Origin of the sequence: Pseudomonas quebecensis, assembly GCF_026410085.1 — a bacterium.
GTDB lineage: Bacteria > Pseudomonadota > Gammaproteobacteria > Pseudomonadales > Pseudomonadaceae > Aquipseudomonas > Aquipseudomonas quebecensis.
Genome location: NZ_CP112866.1, coordinates 2,810,436 through 2,828,918, shown reverse-complemented (window position 1 = coordinate 2,828,918; position 18,483 = coordinate 2,810,436). Strand labels below are relative to the sequence as shown.

Below are 18,483 nucleotides of genomic sequence, written 5' to 3'. Positions count from 1 at the left end.
GGGAGGGGGCTTGCCCATCCCACATTTCTAAGCCGGTTTCTTCAGTAACTGCTGCAGGGTTTTGGTCACGCCGTTATCGCGCAAGCTGACAAAACACCGCTCAAACGCTGCCACAAACGCAGGCGAATTGGGAATAGCCGCGCCGAAAATCTCTTCCACCCCAAGCAGGCGCCGGCTGATCAGCGCATCGTCAGTCACCAGGCTCTGACAGAACGCCGCACGCGGATCGGGAATGTTGTAGCGCGCGCCGTTCTCATCCACACCTTTGAGATACAGGGCCCAGGCGGCTACCACCAGGGCCGCGCGCTCGGTCTCGCGGCCATCGGCAATCAAGCGGTTGACGGTCGGCACGGTGAACTTGGGAAACTTCGACGAGCCATCCGAACACACCCGTTCCAACTGGTCGGCGATGGCCTGGTTGGAGAAGCGATCGACCAGGGTCTGCTTGTACTGGGTCAGATCGATGCCTGGCACCGGCGCGAGATTCGGCGTGACGTCCAGGTCCATATAGGCGCGCATATAGGCCACGAATAACGGGTCGTTCATGGTTTCGTGGACAAACCGATAGCCCTTGAGAAAACCCAAATAGGTCAGGGCCAGGTGGCTGCCGTTGAGCAGGCCGATCTTCATTTCTTCGTAAGGCGTGACGTCGTCGGTGAACTGCACGCCGACTTTTTCCCAGGCCGGTCGGCCATTGACGAATTTGTCTTCCAGCACCCATTGCACAAACGGCTCGCACACCACCGGCCACGCATCGTCGATAGCGTGTTCGTCGTGCAGTTGCAGACGGTGCGCGGTGCTGGTCATGGGTGTGATGCGATCGACCATGGCGTTCGGGAAGCTTACGTTGGCCGCGATCCAGTCATGCAGTTCGGTATCGCGCAGGGCGGCGAAGGCCAGCAGCGCCTTGCGGGTGACGGCGCCGTTGTGCGGCAGGTTATCGCAGGACATCACGGTAAACGCCGGGATGCCGGCGGCACGCCGCTGGGTGAGTGCGGCGCAGATAAACCCGAACACGGTTTTCGGCGCGGCGGGATGCGCCAGGTCGTGCTGGATCTGCGGCAGATGGGCCATGAACTCGCCGTTGCTGTCGTCGATGCAGTAGCCGCCTTCGGTGATGGTCAGCGAGACGATGCGGATCGCGGGCTCGGCCAGTTTGTCGATCAGCGCCTGGGGGCTGTCTTCGGCCAGCAGCATGTCGCTGATCGAACCGATCACGCGCACTTCGGTGTCGTCGGTGTCGCCCAGCTCATACAGGGTGAACAGATAATCCTGGCCGGCCAGGTCGTCGCGGGCCCTGCGGTCCTCGGCGCGCAGGCCGACGCCGCAGATGCTCCAGTCCAGGCCTTCGCCGGTGTTCATCAGCGCATCGGTGTAGTACGCCTGGTGCGCGCGATGAAAGCCGCCGACGCCGATATGGGCGATGCCCTGGGAGGTGCTGGCGATGGCGTAGGCCGGCACTCGGACTTCCGGCGCCAGCTGGGTAAGGTTCTGTTTATTCAGCTTCATAGCGTAATACTCGCGAAATCAGGCGGCGGCGCGCAGTGGGCGGGCCACGGCGTTGCCATCGGTATCGAACAGGTGGCAGTGCGTCGGGTCCAGGTGCAATTGCAGCGTCTCGCCGTATTGGCTGGCCATATCGCCACGGATGCGCATGGTCAGCGGCTCGCCATTGGCGGTGATGACGTGACAGAACGTGTCACTGCCCAGGCGCTCGCCGACGTCGGCCGTCACCGTCAGGCTGGTTTGCCCCGGCGTGGCGATTTCCAGGTGTTCCGGCCGAATGCCCAGGGTCACCGCGCTGCCGACGCTCAGGCTGGCGCCGCTCAACGGCAGGGTCACCAGGGTGCCGGCGTCCAACTGCACATCACAGTCCTGACCACTCACCCGGCTGACCTTGCCCTTGAGAAACCCCATCTTCGGCGTGCCCAGAAACCCGGCCACAAACAGGTTGGCCGGCTGGTGATATAGCTCCAGCGGCGAGCCGACCTGTTCGATGCGGCCGCTGTTGAGCACCACGACTTTGTCCGCCAGGGTCATCGCTTCGACCTGGTCGTGGGTCACGTAGATCATGGTCGCCTGCAGCTCTTTATGCAGGCGCGCCAGCTCCAGGCGCATCTGCACGCGCAGGGCGGCGTCCAGGTTGGACAGCGGTTCGTCGAACAAAAAGATCTTGGGGTTGCGCACAATCGCCCGGCCGATGGCCACGCGCTGGCGCTGGCCGCCGGACAGCTGCTTAGGCTTGCGCTCCAACAGCGGGCCCAGTTCGAGGATGCGCGCCGCTTCGCTGACCTTGCTGTCCACCAGCTTTTTATCGACGCCGGCCAGGTCGAGGGCAAACGACATGTTCTTGCGCACGCTCATGTGCGGGTACAGCGCATAGGTCTGGAACACCATGGCCAGGTCGCGCTTGGCCGGGGTTACTTCGGTGATGTCGCGCCCGTCCAGTTCGATGGTGCCGTCGCTGACTTCCTCCAGGCCGGCGATCAGGCGCAGCAGCGTGGATTTACCGCAGCCCGACGGACCGACGAAGACCACAAACTCCTTGTCGTTCACTTCCAGGTCGATGCCCTTGATGATCGAGAAGCCTTCGAAGCCTTTTTGCAGATTCTTGATTTTCAGGTTGGCCATGATGGGCCTCCGCTAGGAATTATTATTTAACCGCGCCGAAGGACAGGCCGCGCACCAGCTGTTTCTGGCTGATCCAGCCAAAGATCAGGATCGGCGCGCAGGCCAGGGTCGAGACGGCGGACAATTTGGCCCAGAACAAGCCTTCGGGGCTGGAGTAAGAGGCGATCAGGGCGGTCAATGGCGCAGCATTCGATGAGGTCAGGTTCAACGACCAGAACGCTTCGTTCCAGCACAGGATCAGCGACAGCAGCACGGTGGACGCCAGGCCGCCCTTGGCGATCGGCAGCAGCACGCGGACCATCTCCTGCCACAGGGTTGCGCCGTCCAGGCGCGCGGCTTCGAGGATGTCCTTGGGAATGTCTTTGAAGTAGGTGTACACCATCCATACTACGATCGGCAGGTTGATCAGGGTGTAGATCACGATCAGCGCCAGGCGCGTGTCCAACAGGCCGAAACTCTTGGCCAGCAGGTAGATCGGCATCAGCACGCCCACCGGTGGCAGCATCTTGGTGGACAGCATCCACAGCAACGTGCGCTTGGTGCGCTGGGTTTCGTAGAACGCCATGGAGTAGGCCGCCGGCACCGAGATCAGCAGGCACAGCGCGGTGGCGCTGAAGGAAATCAACACCGAGTTCCACGCGTAGCTGAAGTAGTTGCTGCGCTCGTTGATGTGCAGGTAGTTCTCCAGGGTCGGCGTGAAGATGAACTGCGGCGGCGTGGCGAAGGCGTCGATTTCGGTCTTGAAGCTGGTGAGCACCATCCAGAAGATCGGGAAGAAAATCACGATCGCGATGGCCCAGGCCAGCGTGCCGAGCAGCAGGCTTTGCAGGCGACGGGATTGTTGAAGCGTCATGGCGCGGCCCTCAAGGCTTGTCAGTCAGGTTTTTGCCGATCATCCGCACCAGGATGATCGCCGCGATATTGGCGATGACCACGGCGATCAAGCCGCCGGCCGAGGCCATGCCCACGTCGAACTGCACCAGCGCCTGGTTGTAGATCAGGTAGGCGAGGTTGGTCGAGGCGTAGCCCGGACCACCGTTGGTGGTGGTGAAGATTTCAGCGAACACCGAGAGCAGGAAAATGGTCTCGATCATCACCACCACGGCAATCGGACGCGCCAGGTGCGGCAGGGTCAGGTGCCAGAAAATCGCGATGGCGCCGGCACCGTCCAGGCGCGCGGCTTCCTTTTGTTCCTGATCGAGGGACTGCATGGCGGTCATCAGCAGCAGGATCGCGAAGGGCAGCCATTGCCACGACACAATGATGATGATCGACAGCAGCGGGTAATGCGCCAGCCAGTCCACCGGCTCGGCGCCGAACAGTTTCCACACGGCGGCGAGCACCCCCGACACCGGGTGGAAAATCAGGTTTTTCCAGATCAGCGCGCCGACCGTGGGCATGATGAAAAACGGTGAAATCAGCAGCACCCGCACCAGGCCGCGACCGAAGAACTCACTGGCCTCCAGCAGCGCACTGATCAACACGCCGAACACCACGCTGATCAACAGCACGCTGCCGACCAGCAACAACGTGTTGGTGGCGCCGGGCAGGAAGCCGGAGTCGGTGATGAAATAGGTGAAGTTTTCCAGCCCGACGAATTCGTTCTCGCCGGGGTAGAGCAGGTTGTAGCGGATCAGCGAAAAGTACAGGGTCATGCCCAGCGGCACGATCATCCACAGCAGCAAGAGGGCCACCGAGGGGCTGACGAGAAACCAGCCGGGGTTGGCCAGGCGGTTTTTGGCAGGTGTTTTCATGGTAATCAAGGCCAGTGCGGAGCAAGGATCGGAGTGCGGTCAATGCAGGAGGGGCAAGCCCCCTCCCACAGTTGACTGTGGTGAGGCTCAGGTTATTTAGGGTAACCGGCCCGCTTCATTTCCCGCTCGGTGGTGGTCTGCGCCGCAGTCAATGCTGCATCAACCGTCTGCTGACCGGTCAGCGCACCGGAGAAGAACTTACCGACCTGGGTACCGATCGCCTGGAACTCGGGAATGGTCACCAACTGGATCCCGATATACGGCACCGGCTTGAGCGTCGGCTTGGTCGGATCGGCGACTTTCAACGATTCCAGCGTGACCTTGGCGAACGGCGCAGCCTTCATGTACTCATCGCTGTAGGTCGACTTGCGCGTACCTGGCGGTACGTTGGCAATGCCGTCGGTCTTGGCCACCAACTGGCTGTATTCCTTGGATGTCGCCCAACTGGTGAACACCTTGGCGGCGTCTTTGGCCTTGGAACTGGTCGGGATCGCCAGGCTCCAGGAGTACAGCCACGAGGTGCCCTTATCGGTGGTTTCATGGGGCGCGAAAGTGAAGCCGACGTGCTCGGACACTTTGCTTTGGCTCTTGTCGGTGACGAACGAGCCGGCGACGCTGGCATCCACCCAGATCGCACACTTGCCGCTGTTGAACAGCGCCAGGTTTTCGTTGAAACCGTTGCTGGAAGCCCCTGGCGGGCCGGATTTCTTCATGTTGTCGACGTAGAAGTTCAGCGCGTTCTTCCATTCCGGGCCATTGAATTCAGGCTGCCATTTTTCATCGAACCAGCGCGCACCGTAGCCATTGGCCAAGGTGGTGATCAGTGCCATGTTCTCGCCCCAACCGGCTTTGCCGCGCAGGCACAGACCGTATTGCTCTTTGCTCTTGTCGGTGAGTTTGCCGGCGAATTCGCCGATCTGGCTCCAGGTCGGGTGCTCGGGCATGGTCAGCCCGGCGTCCTTAAACAGGTCGGTGCGGTAGTAGGTGATCGAGCTTTCGGCGTAGAACGGCAGGGCATACAGCGAACCCTTGACAGACAACCCGTCACGCACCGAAGGGAACACATCGTCCAGGTCGTAGGACGCCGGCAAGTCCTTCATCGGCTCCAGCCAGCCCTTGGCGCCCCAGAGTGCGGCTTCGTACATGCCGATGGTCAACACATCGAACTGCCCGCCCTGGGTGGCAATGTCGGTAGTCAGACGCTGGCGCAGCACGTTTTCTTCGAGCACCACCCAGTTCAGCTTGATTTCCGGATGCTCGGCTTCGAACGTTTTCGAGAGCTTCTGCATGCGGATCATGTCGCTGTTATTGACGGTGGCAATGGTCAGGGTCTGCGCGCCGAAGCTGACGGCGCTGAGGGTCATGCAGGTGGAGACAAGCAGTGCTTTTGCTGTGAACTTCATCGCGCACTCCATTTCCGCGCCCTGGGGGCTGCAGAAGGACAGTTATTGTTGTTGTGTCTTCCTACAGGGAGTCAGGAAGAGTGTGCGTTGATTACAGCCTTCAATTGGCGGTGTGACAAATCCTTGGGAACACTGGGACTGATACTTTTTTGCACTCAGCATGATCGTTCCCACGCTCCGCGTGGTAACGCCTCCTGGGACGCTCCGCGTCCCGCCCAGCGCCGCAAGCTCAGGCTACCGCGCACAGGCGACGCGGAGCGTCACGGGCTGCATTCCCACGCGGGAGCGTGGGAACGATCAGTGCAGTACTTAACCTTTAATATCAGCCAGTGAACGGTCACCCTCAGGCCAGGTTCTGCTCGGTCAAGCGTTGTACCGCCAGTCGCCGGTAATGGGACGGGGTCATGCCCTTGAGCTGTTGAAAGCGTCGGTTGAAGTTGGAGATGTTATTGAAGCCGGACTCAAAGCACACATCCGTCACGGCCTTATCGCCATCGGCCAGCAGCTCGCAGGACTTGCTGATGCGCAGCCGATTGACGAATTCGATAAACGTACGCCCGGTGGCCTGTTTGAACACCCGGGAGAAGTAGGTGGGTTTCATGCCCAGGTGCTCGGCGACTTCTTCGAGCGGCAACTCCCGTGCGTAGTGGGCAAAAATGTAGTCCACCGCGCGGTTGGTGCGGTCGATGCTGTGTTCGTCGGCCGTTTGCGGTGCGGTCACACCGGACAGCAGTTGGTAGTCGTCACACGCGCTCAATACGTCCAACAGGATAAAGAAATGCCCCAGGCGCGCCATGCCCTGGGCGTCCTCGATGCGCTGCATCAAGGCCATGGCCTGGGCGATGGTGTGCTTGCAGCGAAACTCAATACCCGACTGCGCGCGCTCCAGCAGCGGCGCGAGGTTTTTGAGTTCGGCGAAAATATGGCTGCCCTGTTCAAGCAGTTCATCGGTGAAGTTCACCAGCATGTCGCGCTTGGGCACCACTTCGTCTTCCTCCACTTGGCTGATCCAGTTGTGGGGCAGGTTGGGGCCGGTGAGGAACAGGCTCTCGGGGTAGAAGTTGCCGATATAGTCGCCGATAAACACCTTGCCGGAGCTGGCGACGATCAGGTGCAGTTCGTATTCCTTGTGGAAATGCCAGCGCACCAGCGGGCAGGGGAAACCATGCTGGCGATAGATGATGGACAGACCGTTGTGATCGTCCATCAGCTCGTAGGAAGGGTCGGTGATGCGCGTTGCTCGGGTCATGCTGCCGTCGCTTTATTGTGGTCGCTGCGTAGGATAATGCCCCTTGTGCACCACGTCGCCAACGTCTGTGTTTACACGTTGCGGTTTTTCGCCTCGATCCACTGTGCCATGTACTGAGTACTTTTATGCGCGTGGTGGCGCAGCATGCTGCCGGTGAAGTTGTCGCGGCGATGGGCCGCGAGGTGGTGGCGGCATTGTTGCAGGCATTCGATCAGTGCCGGGCCATGGACCGCCTGATCGTAACGGCGGGCAATCAGGTTGCGGCCGTCGTTCTGCGCCCGATTCCAGCGCCCGCGGTCTTGATACAGGGCTACGGCAGCGATGGCCAGTGCATTGGCATCTGTGGCGATGGCTCCCGGCCATGGTTGCTCGTCGCCCATGGCTTCGGCGCCGATCGGCGTGGTCACGTTTGGCGTGCCACACAGCATGGCATCGACCAGCTTGCCCTTGATGCCCGCGCCAAAGCGCAGCGGCGCCAGGCAAATGCGCGCAGCGCTCATGACTTGCAGCGCATCTTCAGCCCAGTTCATGACATGAAAGCCCTGTGCCGGGTTGTGCAGGGCAGTGGCCTTGGGCGGGGTGTAGGAGCCATAAATATGTAACTGGGCGCCCGGCAGATGCTGACGGATCAGCGGCCACAGGCTGTTCTTCATCCATAGCACCGCGTCCCAGTTGGGGGCGTGGCGAAAGTTACCGATGCTGAGAAAGTGCGCGCGGTCTTCAAACGGCGTGAACGGCTCGCTCGGCGGCTCGAGCATCAGCGGGCACCAGTGGAGCAGGGTGGCCGGCACCTTGAACTGCTCGGTGAGCAGGCGGATTTCCACGTCGGAGATCATCAGGCTGATGTCGCATCGGTAGATCGCGGCAATTTCGCGCTTGGCCAGGTCGGTGTCGGCCATGTGCTGGAACTCCTCGGCCAGGGCCGGGGCGAACAGGTCGGCAAAGTCATCGCTGTCGGGCTCGGCCTTGAGGCGCGCCTTCAGGCGCTGATGGCGAGCGTCGCGCAGGCTCTGCAGGTCGGATGTCTCGAGCACGCGCAGGGCGTTCGGGCAGTGCTTTTCGACGCGCCAGCCGAACTGCTCCTCCATCATGAAACGGTCGAACAGCACGATATCCGGGGCCAGTTCGCGGACAAAGTCATCGAAACTGCTGTTATTGAGCTCGATGGCGCATTCGGCGATGCCCAGCGCCGACAGGTCGGCCTTGTGCTCGCCGAGTGCGGCGGGGCTGCTGAAGGTGATGTCCCAACCTTGCGTCAGAAAAGTTTCGAGGATCTGCATCATATGCCCGCCCGCAGCCGAGGAGCGCGGCTCCGGCCAGACGTAACCAATGACCAGGACTCGGGTAGCAGGCGACTTCATCGACAACGGTTTCCTTGCAGGGCAGGGCGAAAGGCGCGCAATTAAACCACAACCGACGACATGACAATTTGTGTCCGGCGGTAGGTGGTCACCGTACTTTGTGGTTAACTTCGGCCTCTCGAATTCGTTTAACCCAAACTCAGCATAAGGATTCTGTTCATGGCTCAAGTCACCCTCAAAGGCAACCCCGTCCAGGTTGAAGGCGAACTGCCGCAAGTTGGCGCCAAGGCCCACGACTTCACCCTGACCGCCGGCGATCTGTCGGACGCAACCCTGGCGACCTTTGCCGGCAAGCGCAAAGTGCTGAACATCTTCCCAAGCGTCGACACCCCGACCTGCGCCACTTCGGTGCGCAAGTTCAACGCCCAGGCGAATGCACTGAACAACGCCGTGGTACTGTGCATCTCCACCGACCTGCCATTTGCCCAGGCACGCTTCTGCGGCGCCGAAGGCCTGGAAAACGTCAAGAGCCTGTCGGATTTCCGTGATTCGGATTTCGCGGTTGATTACGGCGTGTCCATTGCTGACGGCCCGCTCAAAGGCCTGACCGCCCGCGCGGTCGTCGTGCTGGACGAGAACGACACCGTGCTGCACAGCGAGCTGGTAGCGGAAATCGGCCAGGAGCCGAACTACGAAGCAGCCCTGGCTGTTTTGAAGTAACTGTTTCGGCGCATTGCTGTCGCTTGGCGGTAACACGCTTGATACATGATTGCGGCCTGGCCTAGTCCAGGCCGTTTTTATTTGCGCTTCAGGTGCTTAGCTCAAATTGCTGTTGAACTGAGCTGCTGAAGTCAGACGTTGTAAGCCCAAGGTAAATAGCCGGTAAAGGCGCTTTTCTAAATGCGCCCCAGTGCTTATCTTTCAGCCTCCCAAAGAAGAAGCTCTCGCGCCCAATGGTTGACCACTCAATGCAATCCTCCCCCCGTCGTTCCCGTCGCTGGCTGTTCGGCCTGCTCGTGTTGCTGGTTATCGCCGGCCTGTGCTGGAAATTCTGGCCAGGCGGCGCGGCCCATAAAGACGCACCGGCCGGGCACACCGGCAAAACCGGCATGGCGCGCCCGGGCTTCGGCGGCTCTACCGGCCCGGTGCCGGTGCGCGTGGCGCCGGCGGTGTTGGGGGAATTCCCGGTGTACTACAAGGCGCTGGGCACGGTCACGGCGCTCAACACCATCAACGTGCGCAGCCGCGTGGGCGGGGAGTTGGTAAAAATAGCCTTTGAAGAAGGGCAGATGGTCAAGGCCGGCGACCTGCTCGCCGAGATCGACCCGCGCAGCTACCAGAACGCATTGCTCCAGGCCCAGGGCACGTTGTTGCAGAACCAGGCCCAGTTGAAGAACGCCCAGGTCGACGTGCAGCGCTATCGCGACCTGTATGCCCAGGACAGCATCGCCAAACAGACCCTGGACACCGCCGAAGCGCTGGTCCTGCAATACCAGGGCACGGTCAAGACCAACCAGGGTGCGGTGGATGACGCCAAGCTCAACCTCGAATTCACCAGGATCCGCGCGCCCATCAGTGGCCGCGTAGGCCTGCGACAGCTTGACGTGGGCAACCTGGTAGCGGCCAACGACACCACCGCGCTGGCTGTGATCACCCAGACCCAGCCGATCAGCGTGGCCTTCACCCTGCCGGAAAATACCCTGGACACGGTCCTGGCCCGTTACCACGCCGGCAATAAGCTGCCCGTGGAAGCCTGGGACCGTGGCGACGCGAAGATTCAGGCCACCGGCGTGCTGCAAAGCCTGGATAACCAGATCGATGTCACCACCGGCACCCTGAAATTCAAGGCACGCTTCGATAACAAGGACCAGGCGCTGTTCCCCAACCAGTTCGTGAATGTGCACCTGCTGGCCGACACCTTGCACAACGTGGTGCTGGCACCCTCGGCGGCCATTCAGTTCGGCAACAACGGCACCTTCGTCTACAAGCTTGATGGCGACAAGAAGGTCAAGGTCCAGCCGCTGGTAGTGGGCGACACCGACGGCGACAACACCGTGATCAAGCAAGGCCTGGTCGCCGGCGACCGGGTGGTGCTGGAAGGCACCGACCGCCTCAAGGATGGCAGTGAGGTCGAAGTGGTCAATGACAGCAGCGAAGTACCGACCACGCCAACTCAACACCTGCAGGGCAAGCCCGCGGCCAAAGGGGAGACCGGCGACACCGCCGGCAAGGCGCAAAAGGTCGGTTCATGAACCTGTCGCGGCTGTTTATCCTTCGCCCGGTCGCGACCACTCTGAGCATGCTGGCCATTGTCCTGGCCGGCATCATCGCGTACCGCTTGCTGCCCGTGTCGGCCTTGCCGCAGGTGGATTACCCGACCATCCGCGTGATGACCCTGTACCCCGGCGCCAGCCCTGATGTGATGACCAGCGCGGTCACCGCCCCCCTGGAACGCCAGTTCGGGCAGATGCCCGGCCTGACCCAGATGGCTTCCACCAGCTCCGGCGGCGCCTCGGTGCTGACCCTGCGCTTCAACCTCGACATCAATATGGACGTGGCCGAGCAACAGGTGCAGGCCGCGATCAACGCCGCCACCAACCTGCTGCCCAAGGACCTGCCGGCGCCGCCGGTGTACAACAAGGTCAACCCGGCGGACACCCCGGTGCTGACCCTGGCGATCACCTCCAAGACCATGCTGCTGCCCAAGCTCAATGACCTGGTCGATACGCGCATGGCGCAGAAAATCGCGCAGATCAGCGGCGTCGGCATGGTCAGCATCGCCGGCGGCCAGCGCCAGGCGGTGCGCATCAAGGTCAACCCCGAAGCCCTGGCGGCCAACGGCTTGAACCTGTCGGACGTGCGCACCTTGATCGCGGCGTCCAACGTCAACCAGCCCAAAGGCAACTTCGATGGCCCTACGCGGGTCTCGATGCTCGATGCCAACGACCAGTTGGTCTCGCCCCAGCAATACGCCGAACTGATCCTGGCCTACAACAACGGCGCGCCGCTGCGTCTTAAGGACGTCGCGCAGATTGTCGACGGCGCCGAGAACGAACGCCTGGCCGCCTGGGCCAACCTGAACCAGGCCGTGCTGCTCAATATCCAGCGCCAGCCGGGCGCCAACGTGATCGAGGTGGTCGACCGTATCAAGGCACTGCTGCCGAGCATTACCGACAACCTGCCGGCCGGCCTGGAAGTCACCGTGCTTACCGACCGCACCCAGACCATCCGCGCATCGGTCAAGGACGTGCAGCACGAGCTGCTGATCGCCATTGCCCTGGTGGTGATGGTGACATTCCTGTTTCTGCGCCGGTTCAGCGCCACGATCATCCCGTCCATTGCGGTGCCGCTGTCGTTGGTCGGTACGTTTGGCGTGATGTACCTGGCCGGGTTTTCCATCAACAACCTGACGCTGATGGCCCTGACCATCGCCACCGGCTTTGTGGTGGACGATGCTATCGTGATGCTGGAAAACATTTCCCGCTATATCGAAGAGGGCGAAACGCCGCTGGCTGCCGCGCTCAAGGGCGCCAAGCAGATCGGTTTCACCCTGATTTCCCTGACGCTGTCGTTGATTGCGGTGCTGATCCCGCTGCTGTTCATGGCCGATGTGGTCGGGCGGTTGTTCCGCGAGTTCGCCATCACCCTGGCGGTGGCGATCCTGATTTCCCTGGTGGTATCCCTGACCCTGACGCCGATGATGTGCGCGCGTCTGCTCAAGCGTGAGCCCAAGGAAGAAGAACAGGGCCGTTTCTATAAAGCCAGTGGCGCCTGGATCGACTGGTTGATCGAAGGCTACGGGCGCAAGTTGCAATGGGTGCTCAAGCGCCAACCGCTGACCCTGCTGGTCGCCATCGCCACCCTCGGCCTGACCTTGGTGCTGTACCTGGTGGTGCCCAAGGGCTTTTTTCCGGTGCAGGACACCGGGGTGATCCAGGGTATTTCCGAAGCGCCGCAGTCGATCTCCTTTGCGGCGATGAGCCAGCGCCAGCAGGAGTTGGCCAAAATCATCCTCGCCGACCCGGCGGTGCAAAGCCTGTCGTCCTATATCGGTGTGGACGGCGACAACGCCACCCTCAACAGCGGCCGCCTGCTGATCAACCTCAAGGCCCATGGCCAGCGCGACCTCAGCGCTGCCCAGGTGATTACCCGCCTGCAGTCGCAGATCGACCAGTTGGTGGGCATTCGCCTGTTTATGCAGCCGGTGCAGGACCTGACCATTGAAGACCGCGTGAGCCGCACCCAGTACCAGTTCAGCATGTCGTCGCCGGACGCCGAGCTGCTGGCGCTGTGGAGCGACAAGCTGGTGCACGCCCTCAGCCAGTTGCCGGAACTCACCGACGTGGCCAGCGACCTGCAGGACAAAGGCCTGCAGGTGTACCTGGTGATCGACCGCGACGCGGCCTCGCGCCTGGGCGTCAGCGTTTCGACCATCACCGATGCGCTGTACGACGCCTTCGGCCAGCGGCAGATCTCGACCATCTACACCCAGGCCAGCCAGTACCGCGTGGTGCTGCAGGCCCAGTCCGGCGAAACCCTCGGCCCGGACGCGCTGAACCAGATCTACGTAAAAACCACCGACGGCGGCCAGGTGCGCCTGTCGAGCCTGGCCAAGGTGGAGCAGCGCCAGGCCCAGTTGGCCGTGGCGCACATCGGCCAGTTCCCGGCGGTGATGATGTCATTCAACCTGGCGGCCGGCGTGGCGCTGGGCAAGGGCGTGGAGCTGATCAACCAGACGCAGAAAGACATTGGCATGCCGGTGGGCGTGCAGACCCAGTTCCAGGGCGCGGCCCAGGCGTTCGAAGCCTCGCTGTCGAGTACCTTGCTGCTGATCCTGGCGGCGGTGGTCACCATGTACATCGTGCTGGGCGTGCTCTACGAGAGCTATATCCATCCGATCACCATCCTGTCCACCTTGCCCTCGGCGGCGGTGGGGGCTTTGCTGGCGTTGCTGCTCAGTGGTAATGACCTGGGCATGATCGCGATAATCGGCATCATCCTGCTGATCGGTATCGTCAAAAAGAACGCGATCATGATGATCGACTTCGCCCTCGACGCCGAACGCAACCAGGGCCTCGACCCGCAGACCGCGATTTATCAGGCCGCGCTGCTGCGTTTCCGACCGATCCTGATGACCACCCTGGCCGCGCTGTTCGGCGCCGTGCCGTTGATGCTGGCCAGCGGTTCCGGTGCGGAGCTGCGCCAGCCCCTGGGCCTGGTGATGGTCGGCGGGCTGCTGGTGAGCCAGGTGTTGACGCTGTTCACCACGCCGGTGATCTACCTGTATTTCGATCGGTTGGGACGCCGCTGGCGCAAGACCGACATTGAGGACGTGGTGTGATGGGCGTGGCGAAAGCAGTGGCAAGCGGCAAGCGGCACGCTGCAAGGGAACGGCAGGGGCAGCCTACGTCTTTTGCAGGTAGCTTGAAACTTGCCGCTTGGAGCTCCCCCCCATGAACCTGTCCGGACCGTTCATTCGCCGGCCGGTAGCGACCATGCTGCTGAGCCTGGCGATCATGTTGCTCGGCGGGGTGAGCTTCAACCTGCTGCCGGTGTCGCCGTTGCCGCAGATCGACTTCCCGGTGATCGTGGTGTCGGCCAGCCTGCCCGGCGCCAGCCCCGAGGTCATGGCGTCCACCGTAGCCACGCCGCTGGAGCGCTCCTTCGGCTCGATTGCCGGCATCACCACCATGAGCAGCAGTTCCAGCCAGGGCTCGACCCGGGTGATTCTGGCGTTCGACTCCGACCGCGACATCAACGGCGCGGCGCGGGAAGTGCAGGCGGCCATCAACGCCTCGCGCAACCTGCTGCCCAGCGGCATGCGCAGCATGCCCACCTACAAGAAGATCAACCCGTCCCAGGCGCCGATCATGGTGCTGTCGCTGACCTCGGACGTATTGCAGAAGGGCCAGCTGTACGACCTGGCGTCCACCATCCTGTCCCAGAGCCTGTCCCAGGTGCCGGGGGTGGGCGAGGTGCAGATCGGCGGCAGCTCCTTGCCGGCGGTGCGCATCGAACTGGAACCCAAGGCCCTCGACCAGTACGGCGTGGCCCTGGACGATGTGCGCAACACCATCGCCAATGCCAACCAGCGCCGGCCCAAGGGCTCGCTGGAAGACAGCGAACGCAACTGGCAGATCCAAGCCAATGACCAGCTGGAAAAGGCCAAGGACTACGAGCCGCTGCTGATTCGCTACCAGAACGGCGCGGCTTTGCGCCTGGGGGATGTGGCCAGGATCAGCGACGGCGTGGAAGACCGCTACAACAGTGGTTTCTTCAACAACGATGCGGCCGTTTTGCTGGTGATCAACCGCCAGTCCGGGGCCAACATTATCGAGACCGTGCGCCAGATCAAGGCGCAATTGCCGGCGCTGCAGGCGGTGCTGCCCTCCAGCGTCAAGCTCAGCCTGGCCATGGACCGCTCGCCCGTGATCACCGCCACCCTGCACGAAGCGGAGATGACCCTGCTGATCGCGGTGGGGCTGGTGATTCTTGTGGTGTACCTGTTCCTCGGCAATTTCCGCGCTTCGCTGATCCCGACCCTGGCGGTGCCGGTATCGCTGGTGGGCACGTTCGCGGTGATGTACCTGTACGGGTTCTCGTTGAACAACTTTTCGTTGATGGCGTTGATCCTGGCCACCGGTCTGGTGGTGGACGATGCCATTGTGGTGCTGGAGAACATCTCCCGGCATATCGATGACGGCGTGCCGCCGATGAAGGCGGCCTATCTGGGCGCCCAGGAAGTCGGGTTTACGCTGTTGTCGATGAACGTGTCGCTGGTGGCGGTGTTCCTGTCGATCCTGTTTATGGGCGGGATCGTCACTAACCTGTTCCGCGAGTTTTCCATCACCCTGTCGGCGGCGATCATTGTGTCGCTGGTGGTGTCGCTGACCCTGACGCCGATGCTCTGCGCGCGCTGGCTCAGGCCCCACGTCAAAGGCCATATGACCGGTCTGCAGCGGTGGAGCCACAGGATCAACGAGCGCATGGTCGCCGGCTACGCCCGCAGCCTGGACTGGGTGCTGCGCCATCGGCGCCTGACCTTGCTCAGCCTGTTGCTGACCATCGGCGTCAATGTGGCGCTGTACATCGTGGTGCCGAAAACCTTTATGCCGCAGCAGGACACCGGGCAGTTGATCGGCTTTGTGCGCGGCGACGACGGCCTGTCGTTCAGCGTGATGCAACCGAAGATGGAAATCTTTCGCCAGGCCGTGCTCAAGGACCCCGCAGTGCTCAGCGTGGCCGGCTTTATCGGTGGCAACAACGGCACCAACAACGCCGTGATGCTGGTGCGGCTCAAACCCATCAAAGAGCGCAAGGTCTCGGCCCAGGCGGTGATCGAGCGGCTGCGCAAGAACGTGCCGCCGGTGCCGGGCGGGCGCCTGTTTCTGATGGCCGACCAGGACCTGCAGTTCGGCGGCAGTCGCGACCAGACCAGCGCCCAGTATTCCTACATCCTGCAAAGCGGTGACCTGGCCGCGCTGCGCCTGTGGTACCCGAAAGTGGTTGGCGCGCTGCGCGAGCTGCCGGAATTGACCGCCATCGACGCCCGCGAAGGCCGGGGGGCGGCGCAGGTGACGCTGGTGGTCGATCGCGACCAGGCCAAGCGCCTGGGCATCGACATGAACATGGTCACGGGGGTGCTGAACAACGCCTACAGCCAGCGGCAGATTTCCACGATCTACGACAGCCTCAACCAGTACCAGGTGGTGATGGAGGTCAATCCCAAATATGCTCAGGACCCGATCACCCTGAACCAGGTGCAGGTCATTACCGCCGACGGCGCACGGGTGCCGTTGTCGACCATCGCCCATTACGAGAACAGCCTGGCGGACGACCGCGTCAGCCATGAAGGCCAGTTCGCCTCGGAAAATATTGCTTTCGACATCGCTCCCGGGTTCACGGTGGAGCAGGGCACAGCCGCCATCGAACGGGCGATTGCCAAGGTTGGCCTGCCGGAGGATGTGATCGCCAAGATGGCCGGTACCGCCGATGCCTTTGCGGCGACGCAGAAGGGCCAGCCGTTCATGATCCTCGGCGCGCTGGTGGCGGTGTACCTGGTGCTGGGGATTCTCTACGAGAGCTATATCCACCCATTGACGATCCTGTCGACGTTGCCCTCGGCCGGTGTCGGTGCATTGCTGTCGATCTACCTGCTGGGTGGCGAGTTCAGCCTGATCTCATTGCTGGGCCTGTTCCTGCTGATCGGAGTGGTGAAGAAAAACGCGATCCTGATGATCGACCTGGCGCTGCAGTTGGAACGCCATGACGGCATGAGCCCGCTCGAGTCGATCCGCAGCGCTTGCCTGCTGCGTCTGCGGCCGATCCTGATGACCACCCTGGCCGCCATCCTCGGCGCCTTGCCGCTGCTGCTCGGCGCCGGCGACGGCGCGGAAATGCGTCAGCCCCTGGGCTTGACCATCATTGGCGGCCTGGTGTTCAGCCAGATCCTGACCCTTTACACCACCCCGGTGGTTTACCTTTACCTCGACCGCGCGCGCCACCGCTTCAATGCCTGGCGCGGCGTACGGACCGATGCTGCCCTGGACACTGCGCTATGACCGATTCATCCCTCGCCCCGAAAAAGCTGTTGGCAGCGGCACTCTGCGGTCTGTTGCTCAGCGCCTGCGCCATCGGCCCGGATTATCAGCGCCCGCAGGTCATCGAACCCGCGCAGTTCAAGCAAGCGCAAGGCTGGCGCCAGGCCACGCCAAGCGACTCACTGGCCCGTGGCGCCTGGTGGGAATTGTATGGCGACCGTCAGCTCAATGACCTGGTCGCGCGCCTGAACAATGCCAACCAGACCGTGGCCCAGGCCGAGGCGCGCTTTCGCCAGGCCCAGGCATTGGTGCGCAGCTCACGCGGCGCGTTCTACCCCAGCGTCGACCTCAGCGTGGGCAAGACCCGCGCCAGCCAGGGCACCGGCAGCAGCAGTGCCAGCCTCAGCAGCTCCAGCAGTGGCATCCGCGACACCCTCAACGCGCAGTTGGGCGTGAGCTGGGAGGCGGATGTCTGGGGCAAGTTGCGCCGTGGCCTGGAGGCCAACGAGGCCAGCGCCGAAGCCAGCTCGGCGGACCTGGCCGCGATGCGCCTGAGCCAGCAATCGGAACTGGTGCAAAGCTACCTGCAACTGCGCGTGATGGATGAACAGACGCGGCTGCTGCAGGCAACCCTCGACACCTATCAGCGCTCCCTGCAAATGACCGAGAACCAGTACCGCGCCGGAGTCTCGGGCAAAGAAGCGGTGGCCCAGGCACAGACACAGCTCAAGACAACCCAGGCCAGCCTGATCGACCTGATCTGGCAGCGCGCTCAGCTGGAAAATGCCATCGCGGTACTGATCGGCGAGGCGCCGGCCAACTTCAACCTGGCCGTGAGCAAGGACATTCCGCAGTTGCCGCAGATCCCGGTCGGCCTGCCGTCGCAGTTACTCGAACGCCGCCCGGACATCGCCTCGGCCGAACGCGCGGTGATCGCCGCCAACGCCAATATCGGTGTGGCCAAGGCGGCCTATTATCCGGACCTGACCCTGAGCCTGGCCGGTGGCTATTCCAGCAGTACCTATGCCGACTGGATCAGCCTGCCCAACCGCTTCTGGTCGGTGGGGCCGAAACTGGCCATGACCCTGTTCGACGGTGGCCAGCGCTCGGCGGAAGTCGACCGCACCGTGGCATCCTATGACGAAACCGTGGCCAAGTACCGTCAGACCGTGCTGGATGGCTTCCGCGAAGTGGAGAACTACATGGTTCAACTCAAGGTGCTGGAGGACGAAGCCGTGGTCAGCAACGAAGCGCTGGAGGCGGCACGCGAGTCATTGCGCCTGACCCAGAACCAGTACAAGGCCGGGCTGATCGCTTACCTGGACGTGGTCACCGTACAGGCTACCGCTCTGAGTAACGAACGCAGTGTGTTGACCTTGCTGCAGTCGCGCCTGGTGGCCAGCGTGCAATTGATTGCCGCACTGGGGGGCGGCTGGGATGGGCAGACGCCGATCGATGCCAAGGATTAAGCCGCAGCACTCGCGCTTGCTATCGCGGACAGCTGGATACACAAGGCCGCGCACGGGCGTTTTTGAGCCGGCGGATTGACGTCAAAAAGCCCATGATGGCCTTGTGATAATTATTCAACTGTCGCCGAATATTTAT

The 18,483-nt window shown here is 62.3% G+C and carries 12 protein-coding genes; 5 read left to right on the top strand and 7 right to left on the bottom strand.

Translation table 11 applies throughout. From position 1 onward, the window contains the following. Positions 1 to 27 precede the first annotated feature (27 nt). The 7 genes from OSC50_RS13240 to OSC50_RS13210 all read right to left on the bottom strand — a co-directional run bounded on the left by OSC50_RS13240 (position 28) and on the right by OSC50_RS13210 (position 8,398). Positions 28 to 1,509: a mannitol dehydrogenase family protein gene (locus tag OSC50_RS13240; RefSeq protein WP_266249052.1), complete on the bottom strand. Its 1,482-nt coding sequence runs from the start codon at positions 1,507 to 1,509 to the stop codon at positions 28 to 30. An 18-nt stretch (positions 1,510 to 1,527) separates the two neighbouring features. After that, positions 1,528 to 2,631: an ABC transporter ATP-binding protein gene (locus OSC50_RS13235; protein ID WP_253507069.1), complete on the bottom strand. Its 1,104-nt coding sequence runs from the start codon at positions 2,629 to 2,631 to the stop codon at positions 1,528 to 1,530. Between the two features lie 22 nt (positions 2,632 to 2,653). Continuing rightward, positions 2,654 to 3,484 (bottom strand): carbohydrate ABC transporter permease, encoded by an 831-nt coding sequence (locus tag OSC50_RS13230; protein WP_181077324.1) that lies wholly within the window; start codon positions 3,482 to 3,484, stop codon positions 2,654 to 2,656. A 10-nt stretch (positions 3,485 to 3,494) separates the two neighbouring features. Continuing rightward, positions 3,495 to 4,385: a carbohydrate ABC transporter permease gene (locus OSC50_RS13225; RefSeq protein ID WP_181077326.1), complete on the bottom strand. Its 891-nt coding sequence runs from the start codon at positions 4,383 to 4,385 to the stop codon at positions 3,495 to 3,497. 92 nt (positions 4,386 to 4,477) lie between these two features. Next, positions 4,478 to 5,749, bottom strand: a complete 1,272-nt coding sequence (locus tag OSC50_RS13220; RefSeq protein WP_370694772.1) for an ABC transporter substrate-binding protein — start codon at positions 5,747 to 5,749, stop codon at positions 4,478 to 4,480. A gap of 382 nt (positions 5,750 to 6,131) precedes the next feature. Continuing rightward, on the bottom strand, positions 6,132 to 7,037 hold the full coding sequence (locus OSC50_RS13215; protein WP_181077330.1) for an AraC family transcriptional regulator: 906 nt from the start codon (positions 7,035 to 7,037) through the stop codon (positions 6,132 to 6,134). Positions 7,038 to 7,108: 71 nt separating this feature from the next. After that, positions 7,109 to 8,398: a glycosyltransferase gene (locus OSC50_RS13210; protein WP_253507074.1), complete on the bottom strand. Its 1,290-nt coding sequence runs from the start codon at positions 8,396 to 8,398 to the stop codon at positions 7,109 to 7,111. A 159-nt stretch (positions 8,399 to 8,557) separates the two neighbouring features. Between OSC50_RS13210 and tpx the strand changes: the two genes are divergently transcribed. From tpx to OSC50_RS13185, 5 genes are all read left to right on the top strand, one after another. Then, a complete protein-coding gene (gene tpx, locus OSC50_RS13205) occupies positions 8,558 to 9,058 on the top strand; it encodes a thiol peroxidase (RefSeq protein WP_181077334.1) in 501 nt (166 codons plus the stop codon). Between the two features lie 233 nt (positions 9,059 to 9,291). Beyond that, positions 9,292 to 10,590 carry an MdtA/MuxA family multidrug efflux RND transporter periplasmic adaptor subunit gene (locus OSC50_RS13200; RefSeq protein ID WP_181077336.1) on the top strand — a complete coding sequence of 433 codons (1,299 nt, stop codon included), beginning with the start codon at positions 9,292 to 9,294 and terminating at the stop codon, positions 10,588 to 10,590. Beyond that, the gene (locus OSC50_RS13195) at positions 10,587 to 13,679 is read left to right on the top strand and encodes an MdtB/MuxB family multidrug efflux RND transporter permease subunit (RefSeq protein ID WP_266249053.1); all 3,093 of its coding nucleotides are present in this window, start codon (positions 10,587 to 10,589) and stop codon (positions 13,677 to 13,679) included. The genes OSC50_RS13200 and OSC50_RS13195 overlap by 4 nt, the downstream gene beginning before the upstream one ends. 112 nt (positions 13,680 to 13,791) lie before the next feature. Then, positions 13,792 to 16,899: an efflux RND transporter permease subunit gene (locus tag OSC50_RS13190; RefSeq protein WP_181077340.1), complete on the top strand. Its 3,108-nt coding sequence runs from the start codon at positions 13,792 to 13,794 to the stop codon at positions 16,897 to 16,899. Then, positions 16,896 to 18,347, top strand: a complete 1,452-nt coding sequence (locus OSC50_RS13185) for an efflux transporter outer membrane subunit (protein ID WP_181077341.1) — start codon at positions 16,896 to 16,898, stop codon at positions 18,345 to 18,347. The genes OSC50_RS13190 and OSC50_RS13185 overlap by 4 nt, the downstream gene beginning before the upstream one ends. Positions 18,348 to 18,483 lie beyond the last annotated feature (136 nt).